Origin of the sequence: Histophilus somni, from assembly GCF_014202395.1 — a bacterium.
In the GTDB taxonomy this organism is placed as follows: Bacteria; Pseudomonadota; Gammaproteobacteria; order Enterobacterales; family Pasteurellaceae; genus Histophilus; species Histophilus somni.
This window is the reverse complement of record NZ_JACHGQ010000014.1, coordinates 21,138-42,762: the sequence shown is the minus strand read 5'-3', so window position 1 is coordinate 42,762 and position 21,625 is coordinate 21,138. Positions and strand designations below refer to the sequence as shown.

Here is a 21,625-nt window from a genome sequence, read left to right as displayed (position 1 = left end):
TTTTTTGTTTCGATCTCGATTATATAGTGAATCAAGATGTTTGAGGGGAAAGATAAAGGCGGAGTTTGGCTTTTTTTTGGTTCTAATTACAGGTTATGTTTTGGCGAGATTGCTATATAATGTCGAATTATCTTACCGATTTATCAATTTTCTTTTCTTTGGGAGTAAAAGATGACTCAAGCGAAGATTTATTCCGTTTCACAACTTAACCAATCCGTACGCCAAATGTTAGAAGGGCAGTTAGGGTCGGTTTGGTTGACGGGAGAAATTTCCAATTTTACTCAGCCTGTTTCGGGGCATTGGTATTTTAGTTTGAAAGACGAAAATGCACAGGTGCGTTGTGCAATGTTTCGCATGAAAAATATGCGTGTCGGATTTAAAGCACAAAACGGAATGCAGGTTTTGGTGAGAGCTTCCGTGAGTTTGTATGAGCCTCGTGGCGATTATCAATTGATTATTGAGTCAATGAATCTTGCGGGGGATGGCTTATTGCAACGGCAATTTGAGGCGTTAAAGTTAACATTGGCGGCTGAAGGGTTGTTTGCACAACATTACAAGAAAAACTTACCGCACTTTGCAAAATCTGTCGGTATTATTACGTCGCCTACCGGTGCGGCGTTGCAGGATATTTTGCATATTTTGCAACGTCGAGATCCGAGTTTGCATGTAGTGATTTATCCGACTGCAGTGCAAGGCAAAGAGGCAACGGCAGAAATTGTACAGATGATTGAATTAGCCAATAAACGTCGGGAAGTTGATGTTCTTATTGTTGGGCGGGGTGGCGGATCGTTAGAGGATTTATGGTGTTTTAATGAAGAGAGGGTGGCAAGGGCTATTTTTCATTCCGAGTTGCCGATTATCAGTGCGGTTGGACATGAAATTGATGTAACTATTGCGGATTTTGTGGCGGATTTGCGTGCTCCGACACCTTCTGCTGCCGCAGAGCTTGTCAGTCGTAATCAACAAGAATTATTGGATCAATTATTTTACCGCAAACAACGTTTGGATATGGCATTGGATCGTTTGTTCCAACAAAAAGTGAAGTTGTTGCAACGCTTGCAATTTCGCTTGCAACAGCAACATCCGCAAAGCCAATTAAAAATTCAACAAAAAACGGTGCAACAATTAACTTATCGTTTACATCTTGCGTTAGGTGCTTTTGTCGATAAAAAACAGCAGAAAATGACCGCACTTTGTCGTCGTTTAGACAATTCACCTTTGCCTTATTATGTGCAAAAACAGCACCAAATTTTGGTTCAATTGGAGCTTCGTTTGAATAGCGGATTACAAAAAAAATTCAAAAATGTCGATTATCAGCTTAGTCGATTATGTGGAAAATTAGACAGTTTGAGTCCGTTGAAAGTGTTGGCTCGTGGTTATTCGATTACGAAAAATCAGCAGGGACAAGCGTTGAAAAACAGTCATCAAATTGAAGTCGGACAACTGATCAGCACGCAATTAGAGCGAGGGATTATTGTTAGTCGTGTTGAAGCGATGGAAGAGTAAACTAAAGGTGCAAATAGGTTTGCTCCTTTAGTTTGTGTATGGGTTGGGGGAGTTAGTTGCGTTTACCGAAAATAGCGGTTCCAATTCTTACCATAGTTGAACCGCACTTTATTGCACTTGCCATGTCATCACTCATTCCCATTGATAATGTATCAATTTTTTCATCAGGAAACGCCAGTTGTAGTTGAGTGAATAAATATTTCATTTGATTAAATGCTTGTTCTTGTGCGGTGATATTATCAGTCGGTTCAGGAATTGCCATTAAACCTCGTAGGCGTAAGTGCGGTAGATTTTGGATATGTTTTGCCAAACTCAACATTTCTTGAGGTTGAATACCTGATTTGCTGTTTTCAGCACTGATATTAATTTGAATTAGGACATTTAGTGGTTGTTTATAGTGAGGTCGTTGTTCATTTAGACGAGTAGCAATTTTTTCACGATCAAGCGTTTGCATCCAATCAAAGTTTTCAGCAACTAATTTTGTTTTGTTGGATTGGAGCGGTCCAATAAAATGCCATTCAAGTTGAATATGTTGTTCTGTAAAATATTGAATTTTTTCAACACCTTCCTGCACATAATTCTCCCCAAATGCTGTTTGCCCTGCCTGATAAGCTATCAGAATATCCTCGACCGGTTTGGTTTTACTGACTGCTAATAAGGATACTGTGGAAGAATGTCTTTTTGCCTGTTCGCAATATTGAGATATTTGTCGGTTTATTTTCGCTAAATTGTTTTTTATTTGCATCATAATGAGCAAGACCTGTTGAAGTTGGTTTGATATGGGCATTATTTTACCTTAATTATTCGACAGGGGGAAATTTATGAAAAATTTTTCATTTTCTATTTGACAATAGCATAAAATTTCGGTATTTCTAACGCACTCTTTTTTGATTTTGAAATAACCGAATGTATAACCGCACTTTTTCTATTACCACGATGATTATTACCATTAAGATGATTAATGGCGTGGGCTAGTGCATAAAAAATAGGATTTACAAAGCCCGCCTCGTAAAAAAGTGCGGGTTTTTTTATTAACGTTTTTATTATTAAATCTTCACAACATATAAGGAAAAATTATGCGAGTACTCAAATTTGGCGGCACATCTTTAGCGAATCCGCAACGCTTTTTACAAGCAGCAGCACTTATTGAAAAAGCACATTTAGAGGAACAAGCCGCCGGCGTTCTCTCTGCACCAGCAAAGATTACCAATCATCTTGTAGCACTTTCTGAAAAAGCCGCTTTAAATCAACCTACTGATGGTCATTTTGATGAGGCTCTTGAGATTTTTTATAATATTATTAATGGCTTATATGCAGAAAATACTCATTTTGATCTTGTTGGCACCAAAGCATTAATTGAGTCGGAGTTTGCACAAATTAAGGGATTATTAGAAAACATTCGTCAGGCGGGAAAAGTAGAAGATGCGGTAAAAGCGACGATTGACTGTCGAGGTGAAAAATTATCTATTGCGATGATGAACGCTTGGTTTGAAGCCAAAGGATATACGGTTACTGTGATTAATCCGGTAGAGAAATTATTGGCTTATGGATCTTATTTGGAAAGCAGTGTGGATATTGCGGAATCAACTAAACGAGTTGATGCAAAATCTATTCCTGCTAAAAATATTGTTTTGATGGCAGGATTTACAGCTGGAAATGACAAAGGCGAATTAGTTTTATTGGGTCGTAACGGTTCTGATTATTCGGCAGCGTGTTTGGCTGCTTGTTTAGGTGCAAGTGTTTGTGAAATTTGGACGGATGTAGATGGTGTTTATACCTGTGATCCTCGTTTAGTCCCTGATGCTCGGTTACTTTCCAGTTTATCTTATCGTGAAGCAATGGAGCTTTCTTATTTTGGGGCTAAAGTTATTCACCCTCGCACTATTGGTCCTTTAGTTGAGCCGCAAATTCCTTGTTTGATAAAAAATACGGGTAACCCTGAAGGTGCAGGATCAATTATTGACAATCGTGAAAATATTTCTGAAGGGCTACAGGTTAAAGGCATTACTAATTTAGATAATGTTGCTATGTTCAATGTATCAGGACCGGGTATGCAGGGGATGGTTGGTATGGCAGCGCGTGTTTTTTCCGCCATGTCAAAAGCCAGCGTTTCCGTTATTTTAATCACGCAATCTTCTTCTGAATATAGTATTAGTTTTTGCGTACCGACTAAAGCTATTGAAAAGGCAAAAGCGGCACTAAATGCTGAGTTTGAACAGGAACTTGTCGCTAAAGATCTTGATCCTGTGGAAGTAATTCATGATTTGTCAATTATTTCCGTAGTAGGTGATGGTATGGAGCGGTCTAAAGGGATTGCCGCTAGTTTCTTTTCGGCGTTAGCTAGTGCTAATATCAGTATTGTTGCTATTGCACAAGGCTCTTCCGAGCGTTCGATTTCAGCGGTTGTTCCTTTGAATAAGGCGATTGAAGCGGTTAAAGCAACTCATCAGGCATTGTTCAATAATCGTAAAGTTGTTGATATGTTTTTAGTCGGTGTTGGTGGGGTCGGTGGTGAACTTATTGAACAAATTAAACGGCAAAGTGAATATTTGGCAAAAAAAGATATTGAGATTCGTGTTTGTGCGTTGGCTAATTCGAATAAAATGTTGTTAAATGAAAATGGGTTAAATCTTGATAATTGGCGTGAAGATTTGGCAAATGCAACGCAACCGTCAGATTTTGATGTATTGCTTTCTTTCATTAAATTACATCATGTGGTTAACCCTGTTTTTGTGGATTGCACAACCGCTGAAAGTGTAGCAGGATTATATGAAAGAGCTTTGAAAGAAGGCTTTCATGTGATTACACCGAACAAAAAAGCCAATACCCGTGAGCTGGATTACTATAACCAAGTGCGTGAAAATGCACGTAAAAATCATCGTAAATTCCTTTACGATACTAACGTTGGTGCAGGATTGCCTGTGATTGATAACTTACAAAATCTATTAGCCGCCGGCGATGATGTAGTGAGTTTTAACGGTATTTTGTCAGGATCTCTCTCTTTCATTTTCGGTAAGTTGGAGGAGGGGCTTTCTCTTTCAGAAGCTACCGCACTTGCTCGTGAAAAAGGCTTTACAGAACCGGATCCGAGGGATGATTTATCAGGGCAAGATGTGGCTCGTAAATTATTGATTTTGGCACGTGAAATCGGTTTAGAACTTGAGTTGTCGGATATTGAGGTAGAGGGCGTTTTACCACAAGGTTTCTCAGAGGGAAAATCAGCAGATGAATTTATGGCGATGTTGCCTTCATTGGACGAAGAATTTGCAGAACGTGTTGCAAAAGCAAAATCGGAAGGCAAAGTATTGCGTTATGTAGGACAAATTGAAGAAGGCAAATGTAAGGTTTCTATTGTTGCAGTTGATGGAGATGCACCGTTATATAAAGTGAAGAACGGTGAAAATGCGTTAGCTTTTTATACTCGCTATTATCAGCCGATTCCTTTGTTATTGCGTGGTTATGGTGCTGGTAATGCGGTAACGGCTGCCGGAATTTTTGCCGATATTTTAAGAACCTTAAAACATTAATTGGAGTGATAAATGTTAAGAATTTATGCACCTGCATCAAGTGCAAATATTAGTGTTGGATTTGATACATTAGGGGTTGCAGTATCTCCTATTGATGGTTCACTGTTAGGTGATGTCGTTCAGATTGAAGAAATTGAACAGGGATTTGAACTGGAAAGTGCGGGGTATTTTGTGCGTAAATTGCCAAAAGAACCGCAAAAAAACATTGTTTATCAAGCCTATGTGTTATTTAGTGAACGTTTAAAATTACGCAATCTGAAAATAAAGCCGTTGCGTTTAACGTTAGAGAAAAATATGCCTATTGGCTCGGGATTGGGATCAAGTGCTTGTTCTATCGTGGCTGCTTTAGTGGCGTTAAATCAATTTTATCAGCAGCCATTTTCTAAAATGGAATTGCTGGAAATGATGGGCGAACTAGAGGGGCGAATTTCGGGTTCTATACACTATGACAACGTTGCCCCCTGTTATCTGGGAGGCGTGCAATTGATGGTGCAATCTCTAGGTAATATTTGTCAGCAATTACCTTTTTTTGATCATTGGTATTGGGTATTGGCTTATCCGGGAATTGAAGTTTCAACGGCAGAAGCTAGAGCAATTTTACCGAAAAGCTATACTCGGCAAGATGTGATTTCTCATGGTCGCCATTTAGGGAGTTTTGTACACGCTTGTCATACTCGGCAGGAAGCATTGGCGGCCTATATGATGAGAGATGTTATTGCAGAACCTTATCGTGAAGCATTATTGCCGAATTTTGCTGAGGTTAAACAGGCAGTGAAGGATTTGGGCGTACTTGCTTCAGGCATATCCGGTTCGGGTCCAACTATGTTTGCGATTGCTCCGGATTTAGCTATTGCGACTAAATCGGCAACTTATTTAGAAAACAATTATTTACAAAATAATGAGGGCTTTGTGCATATCTGTAAAGTGGATAATGTGGGTGCAAGGGCTTTAGTTTAACGAGAACAAGTTATGAATTTATATAATATTAAACATCCGGAACAACAAGTAAGTTTTTCACAAGCTGTGCGTCAAGGTTTAGGAAAAGATCAGGGCTTATTTTTTCCTGAAAAATTACCGCACTTTGACGACATTGATAGCCTTTTATCTTTGCCTTTGGTTGAACGCAGTCAAAAGATTTTAACTGCTTTAATTGGTGCGGAATTGTCACAAGAAACTATTAGTGCAATGGTAAAAAATGCCTTTACATTTCCGGCACCGATGGTCAAAGTAGAAGATAATATCTATGCCTTAGAATTATTCCACGGCCCCACGTTAGCTTTTAAAGACTTTGGAGGACGTTTTATGGCACAAGCCTTAGCGGTTGTGCGTGGCGACAGTAAAATTACTATTTTAACTGCTACTTCTGGCGATACCGGTGCTGCGGTTGCACATGCTTTCTATGGCTTAGAAAATATTGAGGTAGTGATTTTATATCCAAAAGGTAAAATAAGTCCGTTACAAGAAAAATTATTTTGTACACTTGGCGGGAATATTCGAACTGTTGCGATAAACGGTGATTTTGATGCTTGTCAAGCATTGGTGAAACAAGCCTTTGATGATGAAGAACTTCGTCAAGCTGTTGGTTTAAACTCTGCGAATTCGATTAATATCAGTCGCTTGTTGGCACAAGTTTGTTATTATTTTGAGGCGGTTGCACAGTTACCGAAAGAAATCCGTCAAGACATTGTTATTTCTGTGCCGAGCGGTAATTTCGGTAACTTAACAGCGGGATTAATTGCCAAAACTTTAGGCTTACCAATCAAACGCTTTATTGCGGCAACCAATGCCAATGATACCGTTCCTCGCTATTTGAATAGCGGAAAATGGCAGCCTCATACAACAGTTGCGACTCTTTCCAATGCAATGGATGTGAGCCAACCGAATAACTGGTCTCGTGTAGAAGAATTATTTAAATGTAACGGCTGGTCTTTAAGTGAATTGGGTTCAGGTGCATTGAGTGATGAGGAAACAGAAAAAACCTTGCAGGCACAATATGCCAAAGGTTATTTATGCGAACCGCATGGGGCTATTGCGTATCAGGTGCTAAAAAATCAATTACAGGTTAATGAAACGGGTATTTTCCTTTGTACGGCACATCCGGCAAAATTCAAGGAAAACGTTGAGCGTATTTTAAGTCTCGAGCTTGTGCTTCCAGAAACATTGGATAGGTACAACAAATTGCCATTGCTTTCTGATGAAATGGAAAATGACTTCGCTCAATTACGTGCTTATTTATTAAAAAAATAAAGCATTTTAAATTAAAAGTGCGGTTGAAAGTCGGAAAGTTTCGATTTTATGTACATATAATAAAAGAGTGGGATTCCCACTCTTTTGTTTGCTGTACTGTTTTTTTAGACAAGAAAAACTTTTAATTCGGGAGCTTATGCCTCTTATTTTCTTGATAGACTTGCTTGAATTTTATTTTTTGCCACTTTCATCACAGTTTTGTACATTGCTACATTTTCCGTAAAGATACAGATTGTGTGTTTTTAATTTGATGCCATGTTCCGCACTGATTTCACGTTGGCGTTTTTCGATAACTTCATCATTAAATTCAAACACTTTGCCACAATCGACACAAATAATGTGATCATGATGTTCTTCCGGTGCTAATTCAAAAACAGATTTGTTACCTTCAAAGTTATGGCGAATAAGAATATTTGCCTCATCAAATTGGTTAAGTACACGATAAACAGTGGCTAAACCAATATCTTTACCTTGTTCCAGCAACATTTTATAGACATCTTCGGCGGAGAAATGTTGCATTGTGCCTCTACTTTCTTGCATTAGAGACAAAATTGTTAAGCGTGGTTCTGTAATTTTTAAACCTGCTTTTTTTAGTAGCTTGATATTTTCTTCAGACATGGTAGCTCCTCAAATTTTATGCCAGCTCAGCTAAACACATTTCGTCATACACTTGTTTAACCCATTTTTCTACACGTTCTGCGGTGAGTTCTGGTTGACGATCTTCATCAATACATAAACCTACGAATGTATTGTCATCAACTAAGGCTTGCGAGACCTCAAAAGTATAACCTTCGGTCGGCCAATGCCCAACGATAATTGCACCTTTGGGTTCGATAATATTGCGTACCGTACCCATCGCATCACAGAAATACTCTGCATAGTCTTCTTGATCCCCACAACCAAAAATAGCGACTAATTTATCGGTAAAATCAATTTCTTCTAAGGTTGGAAAGAAATCGTCCCAGTCACATTGGGCTTCTCCATAATACCAAGTTGGGATACCGATCATTAAAAAATCATAGCTTTCAATGTCTTCTTTACTACTTTTAGCAATATCACGAATATCAATGAGTTCCGAACCTAATTGTTTTTGTATCATTTTAGCGATATTTTCAGTATTACCCGTATCACTACCATAAAATAAACCGACAATAGCCATTTTTATCTATTTCCTTGAATTTTAAAATAATCTTTTAAGATCGTTATAATTAACTCTCAATGACTAATCGCTTGTTCAGACGCCTGACTTCTAACTGCTGAACTAAATCCGCATGTAACTTTTACTCAATACGTTTTAAAATGCTAAATTTATCGCATTGAAGTTGATTACATTTGTTTATTCGGAGCTGTTGTTCATGAAGCAGTGAATTTGTTCTAGGCGTCCTACTTTGGGAAGCGTCGCAAACAGATTTAGTGTAATACAATCTGCATCTTGTTTAGCCGTTTTCAAACCACTGAAAAATATATCAATTCTAGCCTGGTTCTAATTGAGAATGATAAGCTACAAGCAAAATTTGAAGCGAACTATAACACAATTTATAAGTGAATTAAACCCTATAGATCAAGTAAACATGAGAATTTTTATGACAAAAAACGCTGAATTGATCTAATCACAAAATCCGCTTTTTCAGCATGTACCCAATGCCCACTTCCATTGATTGTAAAAGAGGTCGCTTGTGGAAATTGAGCGAGAATTTGTTCACTGTATTCCGGCAAAATGTAATTCGATAATCCACCTCGGATAAACAGTGTTGGTTTGTCAAAAAATCCTTTTTCCCAATTCATAATATTGGCGTAATTTTGTTTAAGTGCGGTGAGATTAAAGCGAAATTTTTCTTTTGCTTGTGCATCGAAAGACTTGAGCATAAATTGCTGTACGCTTTCTTGTGGAATATAGTTAGCCAGTAATTGTTTTGCTTGTTGACGAGTTTCCGATTGTGCTTTACTTACGGCAAAAAGTCCCGCAAATACACTGTCATGCTCATTGTTACCGTAATTAACCGGTGCAATATCAATCACGATGAGTTTTTCTATTAAGTGCGGTCGTAGCATTGCACATTTCATCGCTGTTTTTCCACCCATAGAATGCCCAATTAAAATAACGTTGGTTAAATTCAAATGAGCAATGACTTGTAGAACATCTTCCGCCATCAGCTGATAGTTCATTTCTTCACTATGAAAACTTTGTCCATGATTACGTAAATCAAGACGTAAAATAGGGTATTTTTCGGAAAAAGCACGAGCAATGACACCAAGATTATTCATATCACCAAATAAACCGTGAATGAAAACAAGAGTGGGGGAGATTTGCGAGTTGTTTATGGCGTTAAATTGGTAATTGAGTAATTTAGTCGTGGGCATAATTTTTGCGTGTGTATTTGTAAAGAAATCGTTATAATGTGCGAAAAATTCAAATAGATCAAGTAGAAATCTCTTGTAGGCTTGTAATGTAAAAGGAGTTCGGTTATGAAAATTATTGAAGTTGACGAAGAGCTTTATCAGTATATTGCCGGTCAAACGAAGTCTATCGGTGAAAGTGCGTCTGATATTTTACGCCGTTTGTTAAATCTTCCTTATTCTAACGTAGCAAGTGCGGTACAAAATTCGGAAAATGTATCTACAGAAGCGATTTTACCAAACACTTGTATAGAAAGCGAACAGGAAGTTCAAACGAACGAATTAATAAATATTCCTGTCAAAAAGCAGTCTGATGAAGCTATTCAGAAAATTGTTGATAAAGTAAGAAATCTTTTATATTCAGAAGAATTCCAGCAAGAAACGAAAGCTGTTGTGCGTTTTTTGAGCTTGTTGCGTACACTTTACCGCACTAATCCGGAAAGTTTTGCATTGGCAACGGAAAGTTTGCAAGGTCGCACAAGAGTTTATTTCGCACGTGATGAGGCTACTTTACTGGTAGCGGGTAACCATACAAAACCGAAACAAATTCCCGACACTCCGTTTTGGGTGATCACTAATACTAATAGCGGTCGAAAAATGTTGATGTTGGAAAGTGCGATGCAATCTATGCATTTACCACAAGAACTTATTGAAGAAGTTAGATCTTTTTTTGTGACGAATTAGCGATGTTCTTTTGGCATAAATATGCACTCACTCCCTTATTTCAATCAAAAATAGCCTTGCGAAACTCGCAAGGTGAAGTCTTTACTTGGCAACAACTTTGTTCTTTAATCAATCGGCAATCTCTACTTTTTCAGCAACAAGGTGTTAAAGCAGGTTCGGGCGTGTTGTTATGTGGTAAAAATGATTTTTCATTATTGTTGGCTTATTTGGCAACAATTCAGTTGGGAGCAAGAGTTTTAGGTGTTAATCCGAGTTTTCCTGCCGATAAAATTCAGCATATCGCAGAATGTTATCAATGTGATTTTATTTTTAATAGGACTGCTTTCCTGTTTAAAAATATGCAAAATTTGACCGCACTTTCTGTGAGCGACTGTACGCAATATGTAGATGTTTTACCTGAAACTGAAGTTAAAATGGATTTGCAGGCTGTGGCAACTTTAACTTTAACTTCAGGATCAAGTGGTTTACCGAAGGCGGTTGTACATAGTTTGCAGGGGCATTTAGATAATGCGATTGGCGTTTGTGAGTTAACCCAATTCAGTGCAAAAAACAGTTGGCTTTTATCTTTGCCTTTATTTCATGTTTCCGGACAGGGGATTATTTGGCGTTGGTTGGTAAGCGGTGCAGAATTGCATTTACCGCAAGAGGATTTTTATTTTTCTGTTAGTCAGGCAAGTCATTGTTCGTTAGTACCGACGCAACTTCAACGTTTATTCGATTATTGGCAACAAAATCCTACTCTCCCACGTTACACACAGCATATTTTGTTAGGCGGTACGCAAATTCCTACGCAGTTGACTGAGAAGTTGGCACAATACAGTATAAAAAGTTACACCGGCTACGGTATGACAGAAATGGCTTCAACGGTTTGTGCAAAATTGAGTGATGGTAAACGTGGAGTAGGGCAGCCGTTAGCGGGGCGTGAAGTGCGGTTAGTTTGTGATGAGATTTGGGTACGAGGTGCCGGTCTTGCTTTGGGTTATTGGCAACAAGGTAAAATTTGTTCTTTACTGAATGAACAGGGTTGGTTTGCCACAAAAGATAAAGGTATTTGGCAAGATAATGAATTGCACATTTTAGGACGCTTAGATAATATGTTTATCTCCGGTGGGGAAAATATTCAACCGGAAGAAATTGAACAAATTATTGGACAGAATGAAACGGTTGCACAGGTTTTTGTATTGCCCATTGATGATGTTGAATTCGGACAAAGACCGGTGGCAATGATTAAATTTCACGATGTTTTTTCTGAACAGGCAGTACATGAATTACATATTTGGTTAGCGGATAAATTGGAAAAGTTTAAGCAACCTATTCAATATTTTCCATTGCTGTTGCAATCACAAGGAAATATCAAAATTTCTCGTCATCAGTTAAAGTCTGAGCTAACTCGTTTATTAGGAAAGTAAGTATGAAGAAGATAAAAAATAAATTCAAACAAGTTGTCATGATTGGCTTATTCTCTTTAGCTCAGTTTGCACTGGCAGGAGCAATTTTGACCGAAAATGATGTAAAGATGCGACTTGATGAGATTAAAAAAATCGAACACCCCCAGCAAGAAGATAAAAGTGCGGTGCAAAACTTGGAAGAAACATTGTTTCTCTTAGGAAAAATAGCAAAACAGAAAGAAGACAATCTAAAGTTACAAAAACTGATTCAAGATGCACCAAATGAGCAAAAAAACATCAGAGAGGAAATCACTACATTAAAAGAGGCGTTTGTTGTTCGTGATTTTGATAATTTGTCCATCGAGCAATTAGAGGATAACTTAGCAAAGATACAATCCGAATTACAACAAGTTCAAGCTGATTTAGTACAAGCTAATGCACAGTTAGTTAATCAACATTCTGCAACAGAGCGGGCACAAAGTGCGTTAAGTGCCAATATTGTTCGTACACAAGAAATTGATAAATTGTCTTTTAGTGTTGATATTGCACCTGAGGAGCAAAATAAATTAGCTACAGAAAGTGCGTTAATTGAATTACAAAATGACTACAATCAAACTGTATTACAAGGGAATAATGAACTCACCGCACTTTATACTTTGCAATTGGAATTGAAAAATCTTGTCCAACAGCATTTACAAGCTACGCAAACTGCGTTACAGACAGAAATTAATCGACGTAAATTAGTGCAAACTGAGCAACATGTGGAGCAACTAAAACAAACTCAAAAGGAAGCAGAGGGTAATCCGTTATTAGTTCAGCAACAACAAATTAATATTCAGATTGGACAAGATTTAGTGGAACAAACAACTAAGCTGAACGCTTTGTCGCAAGACAATTTGCGTATTAAATCTGTTTTGGATAATTTGCAACAAACTGAACGTAATATTAATGAACAAATTAGTGCTTTACAGGGAACTTTAGTTTTATCTCGAATTATTAATAAGCAAAAGCAATTATTACCGCACGATAGGATGATTACAGGATTATCAAATCAAATTGCCGATTTACGTGTGAAAATTTTCGATTTAACGGAGTTAAGAGATAGCCTTTATGATATTGACGGTTATATTTCCAATATAGAAAGAAAGCAAGGGGTTACTTTTGGAATAGCTGAACACGCACAGCTCAGCAAAATTTTACGGGAGCGTCAGAAGGGTATTTCTGATTTGGTGTCTATTTTAAATGATCAACTCAATCTTTCAATCAATATTGAATTAAATCAAAAACAAGTCAATTTAATTAGTGATACTTTACAAGAAAAACTCCAACAACAAAGTTTCTGGGTTAAGAGTAATACACCTATTGATTTGGATTGGGTTAAGCATTTTCCTTCACTACTAAAAATAGAATTGGAGGATATTCGTACGCAATTTAATTTCAACAATTGGCAAGATAATATTATTTCTGCCACTGCGTTAATTGTTTTCCTTTTATCCATCGCCTTTTTTATTTCTTGGCGTAAAGAAAAAATTAAGCAACGGTTGAATTATATTAATAGCAAAATTAATACGTTACAGGAAGATAGACAGCTTTACACTCCGGAAGCTGTTTTTTGGACGATTATTCTTTGTTTACCGATGACGTTAGTTGTCTTAGTCGGTTTAATTGTTATTACTTTTATTTGTTTTAATGATCCTGAAAAATTCTGGTTGTGGTCAGTAAGAATGTCGGGTTATTGGTGGCTTTTCGCTTTTATGTTAGCGATGTTACGCCCAAATGGCCTTGCTTATCGTCATTTTAGTATGCCTAAATATAATGTAGAGCTTTTTTCCAATGTGATGAAACGATCAGTATGGATTACTGTTCTTTGGCTTAATGCCTCTATGTTTACTTATTTAGATGGAGGAATTGCTAATGATGTGATTGGTCAATTGATGACAATTGCGGTCTTAGTTATTTCACTGTTTATTATTGGACCTCGTATGCGTTATGCAGTCCAAGCTTATGAAAAAAACTCAGAAAAAAAACCTTTCCTAAAAGTTTTCCGTATTGTGTTGCTACTCTCTCCTATTATTCTCATTGTGTTGGTAGTTTTAGGTTATTACTACACTACGTTAAATTTGATGGATCATTTGATGTCTTCTTATTTTGCTTTGATGATATGGATAGTAATTCGCAATATAGTGTATAGAGGATTTACTATTTCTGCTCGTCGTTTAGCTTATCGTCGTTTGCAAGAAAAACAAAAGAAAACACAGGTACAATCTCAAGATGTGGTGGATAAAGAAGAGTTTAACCTTAATACACAAGAGGAAGTTTTAGCAATTTCAGCCGTTAAGGATCAAGTTTTGCGAGTGATGGATTTAGTTTTACTCGTCGGCTTAATCGGTATGTTCTATTGGGTTTGGTCTGATTTAATTACGGTAGCTTATTATTTGGAAGGCGTAACGTTATGGAAACAAACTGCCATAACAGAAGTTGGTACAGTTATTGAAACTATTACCCTGTGGAATTTGTTATTAGCACTGATTATTTTAGGCATCACGTATGCTTTAGTGCGAAATATTGGTGGGGTATTGGAAGTATTAATTTTTTCAAGAGTTAATTTCTCACAAGGAACACCTTACACCATAACAACTTTACTGATTTATTTTATCATTGCAATCGGTAGTGCTATGGCATTCTCTACTTTGGGTATGTCATGGTCAAAATTACAATGGTTATTTGCCGCACTTTCTGTTGGTTTAGGTTTTGGTTTACAGGAGATCTTTGCTAACTTTGTATCAGGTATCATTATTTTATTTGAACGTCCTGTTCGGATTGGTGATTTTGTAACAATTGACAATTTTTCAGGAACTGTGTCAAAAATTAGAATTCGTTCCACAACAATTATCGATTCTGATAAGAAAGAAGTTATTGTACCCAATAAAGCCTTTGTAACAGAGCGAATTGTGAATTGGGCATTGACCAATTCTATGACTCGTGTTGTGATTGGTGTCGGTGTGGCTTACGGTTCAGATTTAGAATTGGTTCGTAAGTTGTTGTTGCAGGCAGCGTATGAAACACCTACGGTTTTAAAAGAACCGGAACCGTCTGCTTATTTTATAGCGTTTGGTGCAAGTACATTAGATCACGAATTGCGGGTTTATGTGGGTAAATTGTCAGATCGTATGACTACACAAGACTTTTTAAATCGTCGTATTAATGAACTATTTGCACAACATAATATTGAAATTGCATTTAATCAGTTGGATGTATTTATTAAAAATCAAACAACAAATGAAGAAGTAAAAGTACTTTCAGAGAATTTACAAAGATAAAAGGAATAAAAAAATATGGCGGGAAATAGTATTGGGCAACTTTTCAGGGTAACGACATTTGGAGAATCCCATGGTATTGCGTTGGGCTGCATTGTAGACGGTATGCCGCCCGGACTTGCTTTATCCGAAGATGATATTCAGCCGGATTTGGACCGTCGTAAACCGGGAACTTCAAAATATACTACGCCACGCCGTGAAGAGGATAAAGTACAAATTTTGTCCGGTGTGTTTGACGGAAAAACCACAGGAACAAGTATCGGTATGATAATTAAAAATACCGACCAACGTTCGCAAGACTATGGTGAAATAAAAGATCGTTTTCGTCCGGGGCATGCTGATTTTACTTACCAGCAAAAATATGGTTTACGTGATTACCGTGGCGGAGGGCGATCTTCTGCACGTGAAACAGTGATGCGTGTAGCTGCGGGGGCAATTGCTAAAAAATATTTGCGTGAGTATTTTGGTATTGAAGTACGAGGTTATTTATCACAAATCGGTGAGATAAAAATTGATCCGCAAGTGGTAGCCGATGTGAGTAAAATTGATTGGGCGAAAGTAAATAGCAATCCATTTTTTTGTCCCGATGAAAGTGCGGTGGAAAAATTTGATGAATTGATCCGAGAATTGAAAAAGGCAGGAAATTCTATTGGGGCGAAATTAACTATTGTTGCTGAACATGTGCCTGTCGGTTTAGGCGAGCCTGTTTTTGATCGTTTAGATGCGGATTTAGCTCATGCTCTCATGGGAATTAATGCGGTAAAGGCGGTCGAAATTGGTGACGGTTTTGCAGTTGTTGAACAAAAAGGAACGGAACATCGTGATGAAATGACACCGGAGGGGTTTTGTTCCAACCATGCCGGCGGTATTTTGGGCGGGATTAGCTCTGGGCAACCGATTATCGCTACCATTGCGTTAAAGCCTACTTCGAGTATTACCGTTGTAGGGCGTTCAGTGAATTTAAATAATGAGCCTGTTGACGTGATTACTAAGGGACGGCATGATCCTTGTGTGGGAATAAGAGCTGTTCCAATTGCTGAGGCGATGATGGCTATTGTTTTATTGGATCATTTATTACGCTTTAAAGCACAATGTAAATAGAACACATAACTATGTTAAGAAAGGTAAAGTTAATGCTGAAAACTGCGGTTTTTTTTACCGCACTTTTTTTCACTCAGATATTAAGTGCCAATCCACAATATTGGCAATCAGTGAAACGACCTATTCATGGTGAGGCAATGCCTATAGGAAGTTATAATAATGGCTGTCTTATTGGTGCGGAAGCATTGCCCTTTAATGGCGAGGGATATCAAGTTATTCGTACTAATAAAAATCGTTATTATGGACATCCCGATATGATTGCTTATTTGCAACGTCTCGGTAAAAAAGCAAAACAGGAAGGTCTTCCAACGATTTTAATCGGTGATATTGCTATGCCGGGAGGAGGACGATTTTTAACAGGACATGCCAGTCATCAAATGGGACTTGATGCAGATATTTGGTTGCGTTTAGGTAAACTTTCGGCTAAAGATGCACAAGATCCAAGTGGAATGGGACTGTTGGTTGTTGACCGAAAAAAACAGAGAGTCATTGATAAATTGTGGTCAAAAGATCATGAAAATCTGATTCGTTTAGCTGCTCAAGATCTACAGGTCAGCCGAATTTTTGTAAATCCTGCGATTAAGTTGAAATTATGCCAAACAGTAAAAGGTGATAGAAATTGGCTACAAAAAATTCGCCCTTGGTTTGGGCATGATAGTCATTTCCATGTGCGTTTAACTTGTCCAAAAGATGCTAAATACTGTGAAAATCAATTGCCAATTCCAGCGGGAGAGGGATGCGGTGAAGAACTTTATTCTTGGTTTAAACCTGCTAAACCAAGTGAATTTAAGCCCAAAAAAGTGGTGCCGGAAGCCCCTTTTCTTTGTCAACAGTTAATAAGTGCACCAAATCGTCATGAGTGGTTAGAATAGGAATAAATATGATAGTAGAAATTACTCTTCAACTAATGTTAATTTTGTTTTTGGTCGCTATGATAGCCGGCTTTATCGATGCCATGGCAGGTGGTGGCGGTTTGATTACTATTCCTGCACTATTGATGACTGGTATGGCGCCGGCATTGGCACTTGGTACGAATAAATTACAGGCTTGTGGCGGTTCTTTTTCTGCAAGTTTATATTTTTTACGCAAAAGAGCGGTAGATTTGCGTGCTTTTTTGTTGATTATTGTCATGACTTTTTTGGGGGCTGCATTAGGCACTTTATCTATCCAAAGTGTTGATGCAATCTTAATTAAGAAAGTTTTGCCTTTCTTGGTTTTGATTATTGGCTTATATTTTTTATTGACTCCATCACTTGGTAATAAGGATAGACAACCCCGTATTTCTTATAGTTTATTTGCATTCAGTATCGGTCTGACAGTTGGTTTTTATGATGGTTTTTTTGGTCCCGGAACAGGCTCTTTACTGACTCTTGCTTGTGTAAGTTTACTCGGTTTTAATTTAGCAAAAGCAACGGCACATGCAAAAGTGTTAAATTTTACTTCGAATATTGCATCATTGCTTTTTTTCTTACTTGGAGACCAAATTTTTTGGAAGTTGGGCTTGGTCATGATGCTTGGGCAATTTATTGGTGCTAATTTAGGCGCTAAAATGGTATTAACAAAAGGAAAAACCTTAATTCGTCCTATGGTTGTATTAATGTCTTTTATTATGACGGTTAAAATGGCTTATGAGCAAGCTTGGTTTAGCTGGTAAACCGATGAATTATTGGAGTAAACATGACAGAAAATAATGATTTACGTTTAACCGCACGGGTCGGATATCAACCTCATTACTCTTGGTTCTATTTATTGCCTAAATATTGGGGTATTTGGCTCGGTATTTTTGCTTTATTAATTTTAGCTTTTGTTCCTTTTCGCTGGCGAGATAAATTGGCGACAAAATTGGGTAGAATTATCGCTCGTAAAGCGAAGAAACAGAGACATCGTGCTGATGTCAATTTGCGTTATTGTTTTCCGCATTGGTCAGAAAAACAGCGTAATGAAGTGATTGAAAATATGTTTATTACTGTTACTCAAGTGATGCTTGGGATCGGTGAAATTGCATTACGTTCAAAAAAACACCTGAAAAAACGTAGTGAGTTTAAAGGGTTAGAGCATGTTCAGCAGGCAAGAGCGGTAGGAAAAAATATTATTTTAATGGTGCCACATGGTTGGGCAATTGATGCGTCGGGGATCATTTTACATGCACAAGGAATAGCGATGACTTCTATGTATAACCCACATCAAAACCCTCTTGTGGATTGGTTATGGACGATGACTCGTCAGCGGTTCGGTGGAAAAATGCATGCTCGTCAAAATGGAATTAAGCCTTTTCTTAATCATGTAAAGAAAGGTGAAATGGGCTACTATTTACCTGATGAAGATTATGGTGAGGAATTGAGTGTTTACGCTGATTTTTTTGCTACTTATAAAGCCACTTTGCCGGGATTAAATAAAATGGCAAGGTTGGCAAAAGCTGTTGTTATTCCGATGTTTCCACGTTATAACGCACAACGTGGGAAGTATGAAATAGAAATTTGTGCACCTTTAGAATTAACGGAAGATCCAGAACAATCGGCGAGAATGATGAATCAAGCAATCGAATACTTTGTTACTCCAACACCGGAGCAATATGTCTGGATTTTACGCTTATTAAAAACCCGCAAAGATAATGAAGATATTTATCGTTAGCTTGGGCAATTTGTGCTAAACTTTGTGCCGTTTTGTTGAATAAACTTTTCTCATAGAATCAGGGAATAAAATGAATAAATTAGAATTGATTAAATCCTCTATTAAATCTATTCCAAATCACCCCAAAGAAGGAATTATTTTCCGTGATATTACCAGCCTTACTGAAGTACCTGAGGCATTTCAAGCAACAATTGACTTAATTATTGAGCGATATAAAAGTAAAGGAATTACTAAAGTGATCGGTACTGAGAGCCGGGGATTTATTTTTGGGGCGCCTGTTGCTTTGGCGTTAAATGTTCCCTTTATTTTGGTACGCAAACCGGGCAAATTACCTCGTGAAACTATCGCACAATCTTACCAGTTGGAATATGGGCAAGATACTTTAGAAATGCATGTAAGTTCTATTCAAGCCGGTGATAATGTACTTGTGATTGATGATTTATTAGCAACTGGTGGAACTATTGAAGCGACTGTAAAACTGGTAGAGCGTTTACAAGGTCAAGTTAAGCATGCCGCCTTTGTTATTAGTTTGCCGGATCTCGGTGGTGAGGTTCGTTTACGTGAACTTGGTGTGGAGCCATTTACTTTAGTCGAATTTTCAGGTCATTAATTTCTTCAAATTAATAGAGATAGATAGGCAATGAGTTATCAAGTATTAGCAAGGAAATGGCGTCCTAAAACTTTTTCTGAGGTTGTGGGTCAAGAGCATATTTTGACCGCACTTTCTAATGGGTTATGCGAAAATCGCTTGCACCATGCCTATTTGTTTTCTGGCACTAGAGGCGTTGGAAAAACTTCTATTGCACGTTTATTTGCCAAAGGTCTGAATTGTATTAGGGGGGTTACGGCAGAACCTTGTGGTGAATGTGAGCATTGCAAGGCTATTGAGGAAGGTCGTTTTATTGATTTAATTGAAATTGATGCTGCTTCACGAACTAAAGTAGAAGACACCAGAGAGTTGCTTGATAACGTGCAATATAAGCCTACTCAAGGTCGCTATAAAGTTTATCTGATAGATGAAGTGCATATGCTTTCTCGTCATTCTTTTAATGCGTTGTTGAAGACGCTGGAAGAACCGCCTGAATACGTAAAATTTTTATTGGCAACAACAGATCCGCAAAAGTTACCGATTACGATCCTCTCACGTTGCATGCAATTTCATCTAAAAGCTTTATCAGAAAAACAAATTGCACAGCATTTAGAATTTATTTTACAACAAGAAAATATTCCTTTTGAATATCCTGCTTTGGAAAAATTGGCAACAGCTGCACAAGGTAGTATTCGAGACAGTTTAAGTTTAACTGACCAAGCTATTGCTATGGGCAACGCTAATGTAAGTTTGGATACAGTAAGTATCATGCTGGGCTTATTGGATGACAATCAGCCTATTGATATTTTATATGCGTTACAGCAAGGCAATGGTGAAATGTTAATGAAGGCAATTCAAGCTGTAGCGGAAAAAGGTGCTGATTGGGATAAGTTACTGGTAACTTTAGCGGAAAAATTGCATCAAATTGCCATGCTACAACTTCTGCCACAGCAAATAAATGAAGAAAACTCGCTTGGATTTTTAGCTAAACATATTACGCCGGAAGATGTACAGTTTTTTTATCAGGTTATTGTTAGCGGGCGTAAAGAATTAGCATCTGCCCCCAATCATCGTATTGGTGCCGAGATGATTTTGTTGCGATCCTTAGCGTTTCACCCTAAGTTCATTAGTCCTTCTTCAGCAGCACCAATAGAACAAAGTGCGGTGCAAAAATCACAAAATATTGTTCAACCGCCTTTAGTTGAGATGCCCGTTGTTTCTGTTGCCGAGCAATTACCTTCGCAAAATCTCATTCGTAAACCAACGATAGCAGATAAGGTCGATACTAAGTTAAGTACAACAGCTTTAAGTGCTTTAGAAGCGTTAGAACAGTTGTCACAACCTAGTGATCATTCAGATAGCGAAAAAAAAAACTCGCCGATAGATAATATTCATGATATTTCTTTAAGAGAAAACACTGAAAATATCTCCGCACTTCCTGTTCTAAATGTTGTGCCTAAAGATGTTGATAATGCACTTAAGACGGTTACTGTCATTGATAAGAGTGATCATAGAAGTGATGAAATTCAAGAGGATAGTGCTGAGAATTATCGTTGGGAATGGCGAAATCCGGAAATGGCGGTTGAGGAAAAGGCTATTCGTCCTTCTGAAATAAAGCAAGCTATTTTAGAACAAGCTTCTCCGGAGCTCATACAACGTATAATTGCTACGGCACAAGAAAGAGATGATTGGACTCGGATCATTGAGCAATTACCTTTGAGAGGTATGACAAAAGACATGGCGTTAAATACCGTTCTATTAAATCAATCGGGGGATCAGATCGTTTTATCCTTAATGTCTGATAAACAGCATTTGTTAGATCGTTGTCATAAAGAATTAAAGCAAGCATTATCGGATTTCTATCAACGTGATATTCAGTTATTAATCACACCTACTGACGATAAAAATTTAGCCACTCCTTTATATTATCAAAACTTAGTTTATCAAGAGTTTAATGAGCAAGCTAAAAAAGCGTTACAAGAAGATAACAGCCTAAAATTATTAGAAAAAGAATTTGCCGCTACGCTGGATTTGGATAGTGTTAGACCGATTTGACATTTTTACTACGATTTAGATATTGTCTTGAGCTTTGAGCAATGATTATATAATGATGAAAAAAGCTAAAAATCGACCGCACTTTTTCTTTATTTGCGATCCGGATCGCATAAATGTTTTTTGATGACAAATTCTCTTTTCCCAAATACAAGAAAATTGCTAGATTAATCCTATTGAACAAAG

The 21,625-nt window shown here is 37.6% G+C and carries 17 protein-coding genes and 2 pseudogenes; 14 read left to right on the top strand and 5 right to left on the bottom strand.

Features of this window, described 5'->3' with window-relative positions; genetic code table 11:
- The first annotated feature begins 171 nt into the window (after nt 1-171).
- Complete coding sequence (xseA, locus tag HNR69_RS08690; protein ID WP_075294153.1) at nt 172-1,506, top strand: exodeoxyribonuclease VII large subunit; 1,335 nt, start codon at nt 172-174, stop codon at nt 1,504-1,506.
- Between the two features lie 52 nt (nt 1,507-1,558).
- Here the strand turns inward: xseA and HNR69_RS08685 are convergent, their stop codons facing one another.
- Nucleotides 1,559-2,251, bottom strand: coding sequence for a YggS family pyridoxal phosphate-dependent enzyme (locus HNR69_RS08685; RefSeq protein WP_075294155.1), 693 nt, complete (start codon nt 2,249-2,251; stop codon nt 1,559-1,561).
- Nucleotides 2,252-2,582: 331 nt separating this feature from the next.
- Here HNR69_RS08685 and thrA point away from each other — a divergent pair, with 331 nt between their 5' ends.
- The 3 genes from thrA to thrC are packed head-to-tail and all read left to right on the top strand — an operon-like array spanning nt 2,583 to nt 7,280.
- Nucleotides 2,583-5,033, top strand: a complete 2,451-nt coding sequence (thrA, locus tag HNR69_RS08680; RefSeq protein WP_075294152.1) for a bifunctional aspartate kinase/homoserine dehydrogenase I — start codon at nt 2,583-2,585, stop codon at nt 5,031-5,033.
- A 12-nt stretch (nt 5,034-5,045) separates the two neighbouring features.
- Nucleotides 5,046-5,990 carry a homoserine kinase gene (gene thrB, locus HNR69_RS08675; protein ID WP_075294151.1) on the top strand — a complete coding sequence of 315 codons (945 nt, stop codon included), beginning with the start codon at nt 5,046-5,048 and terminating at the stop codon, nt 5,988-5,990.
- A gap of 12 nt (nt 5,991-6,002) precedes the next feature.
- Nucleotides 6,003-7,280, top strand: coding sequence for a threonine synthase (gene thrC, locus HNR69_RS08670; protein WP_075294150.1), 1,278 nt, complete (start codon nt 6,003-6,005; stop codon nt 7,278-7,280).
- Nucleotides 7,281-7,451: 171 nt separating this feature from the next.
- On the opposite strand, the gene fur is transcribed toward thrC, so the two are convergent.
- From fur to HNR69_RS08655, 4 genes and pseudogenes are all read right to left on the bottom strand, one after another.
- Nucleotides 7,452-7,898: a ferric iron uptake transcriptional regulator gene (gene fur, locus HNR69_RS08665; protein ID WP_011609366.1), complete on the bottom strand. Its 447-nt coding sequence runs from the start codon at nt 7,896-7,898 to the stop codon at nt 7,452-7,454.
- Between the two features lie 16 nt (nt 7,899-7,914).
- Nucleotides 7,915-8,439, bottom strand: coding sequence for a flavodoxin FldA (fldA, locus tag HNR69_RS08660; RefSeq protein ID WP_011609365.1), 525 nt, complete (start codon nt 8,437-8,439; stop codon nt 7,915-7,917).
- Between the two features lie 56 nt (nt 8,440-8,495).
- Nucleotides 8,496-8,730 (bottom strand): annotated as a pseudogene (ybfE, locus tag HNR69_RS09630) (LexA regulated protein).
- 131 nt (nt 8,731-8,861) lie between these two features.
- Nucleotides 8,862-9,641, bottom strand: coding sequence for an alpha/beta fold hydrolase (locus HNR69_RS08655; protein ID WP_075294149.1), 780 nt, complete (start codon nt 9,639-9,641; stop codon nt 8,862-8,864).
- A 105-nt stretch (nt 9,642-9,746) separates the two neighbouring features.
- Here HNR69_RS08655 and HNR69_RS09790 point away from each other — a divergent pair.
- The 10 genes and pseudogenes from HNR69_RS09790 to dnaX all read left to right on the top strand — a co-directional run.
- Nucleotides 9,747-9,803 (top strand): annotated as a pseudogene (locus tag HNR69_RS09790) (hypothetical protein); the annotation flags it as partial.
- A gap of 3 nt (nt 9,804-9,806) precedes the next feature.
- A complete protein-coding gene (gene seqA, locus HNR69_RS08650; RefSeq protein ID WP_370505890.1) occupies nt 9,807-10,361 on the top strand; it encodes a replication initiation negative regulator SeqA in 555 nt (184 codons plus the stop codon).
- A 2-nt stretch (nt 10,362-10,363) separates the two neighbouring features.
- Nucleotides 10,364-11,770 carry an o-succinylbenzoate--CoA ligase gene (menE, locus tag HNR69_RS08645; RefSeq protein ID WP_075294148.1) on the top strand — a complete coding sequence of 469 codons (1,407 nt, stop codon included), beginning with the start codon at nt 10,364-10,366 and terminating at the stop codon, nt 11,768-11,770.
- A 2-nt stretch (nt 11,771-11,772) separates the two neighbouring features.
- A complete protein-coding gene (mscK, locus tag HNR69_RS08640; RefSeq protein ID WP_075294147.1) occupies nt 11,773-15,069 on the top strand; it encodes a mechanosensitive channel MscK in 3,297 nt (1,098 codons plus the stop codon).
- A 15-nt stretch (nt 15,070-15,084) separates the two neighbouring features.
- Nucleotides 15,085-16,167 (top strand): chorismate synthase, encoded by a 1,083-nt coding sequence (gene aroC / locus HNR69_RS08635; RefSeq protein WP_011609360.1) that lies wholly within the window; start codon nt 15,085-15,087, stop codon nt 16,165-16,167.
- 11 nt (nt 16,168-16,178) lie between these two features.
- The gene (mepA, locus tag HNR69_RS08630) at nt 16,179-17,039 is read left to right on the top strand and encodes a penicillin-insensitive murein endopeptidase (RefSeq protein WP_178384274.1); all 861 of its coding nucleotides are present in this window, start codon (nt 16,179-16,181) and stop codon (nt 17,037-17,039) included.
- 8 nt (nt 17,040-17,047) lie between these two features.
- Entirely contained in the window at nt 17,048-17,821 is a 774-nt protein-coding gene (locus HNR69_RS08625) for a TSUP family transporter (protein WP_075294145.1), read from the top strand.
- Between the two features lie 23 nt (nt 17,822-17,844).
- Complete coding sequence (lpxM, locus tag HNR69_RS08620; RefSeq protein ID WP_075294144.1) at nt 17,845-18,798, top strand: lauroyl-Kdo(2)-lipid IV(A) myristoyltransferase; 954 nt, start codon at nt 17,845-17,847, stop codon at nt 18,796-18,798.
- A gap of 70 nt (nt 18,799-18,868) precedes the next feature.
- Nucleotides 18,869-19,408, top strand: coding sequence for an adenine phosphoribosyltransferase (gene apt / locus HNR69_RS08615; RefSeq protein ID WP_012341218.1), 540 nt, complete (start codon nt 18,869-18,871; stop codon nt 19,406-19,408).
- Nucleotides 19,409-19,438: 30 nt separating this feature from the next.
- Nucleotides 19,439-21,442: a DNA polymerase III subunit gamma/tau gene (gene dnaX / locus HNR69_RS08610; RefSeq protein ID WP_075294143.1), complete on the top strand. Its 2,004-nt coding sequence runs from the start codon at nt 19,439-19,441 to the stop codon at nt 21,440-21,442.
- Nucleotides 21,443-21,625: the final 183 nt, after the last annotated feature.

Coding starts and splice junctions, on each gene's coding strand:
- xseA (WP_075294153.1), top strand. CDS start 172: ATGACTCAAGCGAAGATTTATTCCGTTTCACAACTTAACCAATCCGTA.
- HNR69_RS08685 (WP_075294155.1), bottom strand. CDS start 2,251: ATGCAAATAAAAAACAATTTAGCGAAAATAAACCGACAAATATCTCAA.
- thrA (WP_075294152.1), top strand. CDS start 2,583: ATGCGAGTACTCAAATTTGGCGGCACATCTTTAGCGAATCCGCAACGC.
- thrB (WP_075294151.1), top strand. CDS start 5,046: ATGTTAAGAATTTATGCACCTGCATCAAGTGCAAATATTAGTGTTGGA.
- thrC (WP_075294150.1), top strand. CDS start 6,003: ATGAATTTATATAATATTAAACATCCGGAACAACAAGTAAGTTTTTCA.
- fur (WP_011609366.1), bottom strand. CDS start 7,898: ATGTCTGAAGAAAATATCAAGCTACTAAAAAAAGCAGGTTTAAAAATT.
- fldA (WP_011609365.1), bottom strand. CDS start 8,439: ATGGCTATTGTCGGTTTATTTTATGGTAGTGATACGGGTAATACTGAA.
- HNR69_RS08655 (WP_075294149.1), bottom strand. CDS start 9,641: ATGCCCACGACTAAATTACTCAATTACCAATTTAACGCCATAAACAAC.
- menE (WP_075294148.1), top strand. CDS start 10,364: ATGTTCTTTTGGCATAAATATGCACTCACTCCCTTATTTCAATCAAAA.
- mscK (WP_075294147.1), top strand. CDS start 11,773: ATGAAGAAGATAAAAAATAAATTCAAACAAGTTGTCATGATTGGCTTA.
- aroC (WP_011609360.1), top strand. CDS start 15,085: ATGGCGGGAAATAGTATTGGGCAACTTTTCAGGGTAACGACATTTGGA.
- mepA (WP_178384274.1), top strand. CDS start 16,179: ATGTTAAGAAAGGTAAAGTTAATGCTGAAAACTGCGGTTTTTTTTACC.
- HNR69_RS08625 (WP_075294145.1), top strand. CDS start 17,048: ATGATAGTAGAAATTACTCTTCAACTAATGTTAATTTTGTTTTTGGTC.
- lpxM (WP_075294144.1), top strand. CDS start 17,845: ATGACAGAAAATAATGATTTACGTTTAACCGCACGGGTCGGATATCAA.
- apt (WP_012341218.1), top strand. CDS start 18,869: ATGAATAAATTAGAATTGATTAAATCCTCTATTAAATCTATTCCAAAT.
- dnaX (WP_075294143.1), top strand. CDS start 19,439: ATGAGTTATCAAGTATTAGCAAGGAAATGGCGTCCTAAAACTTTTTCT.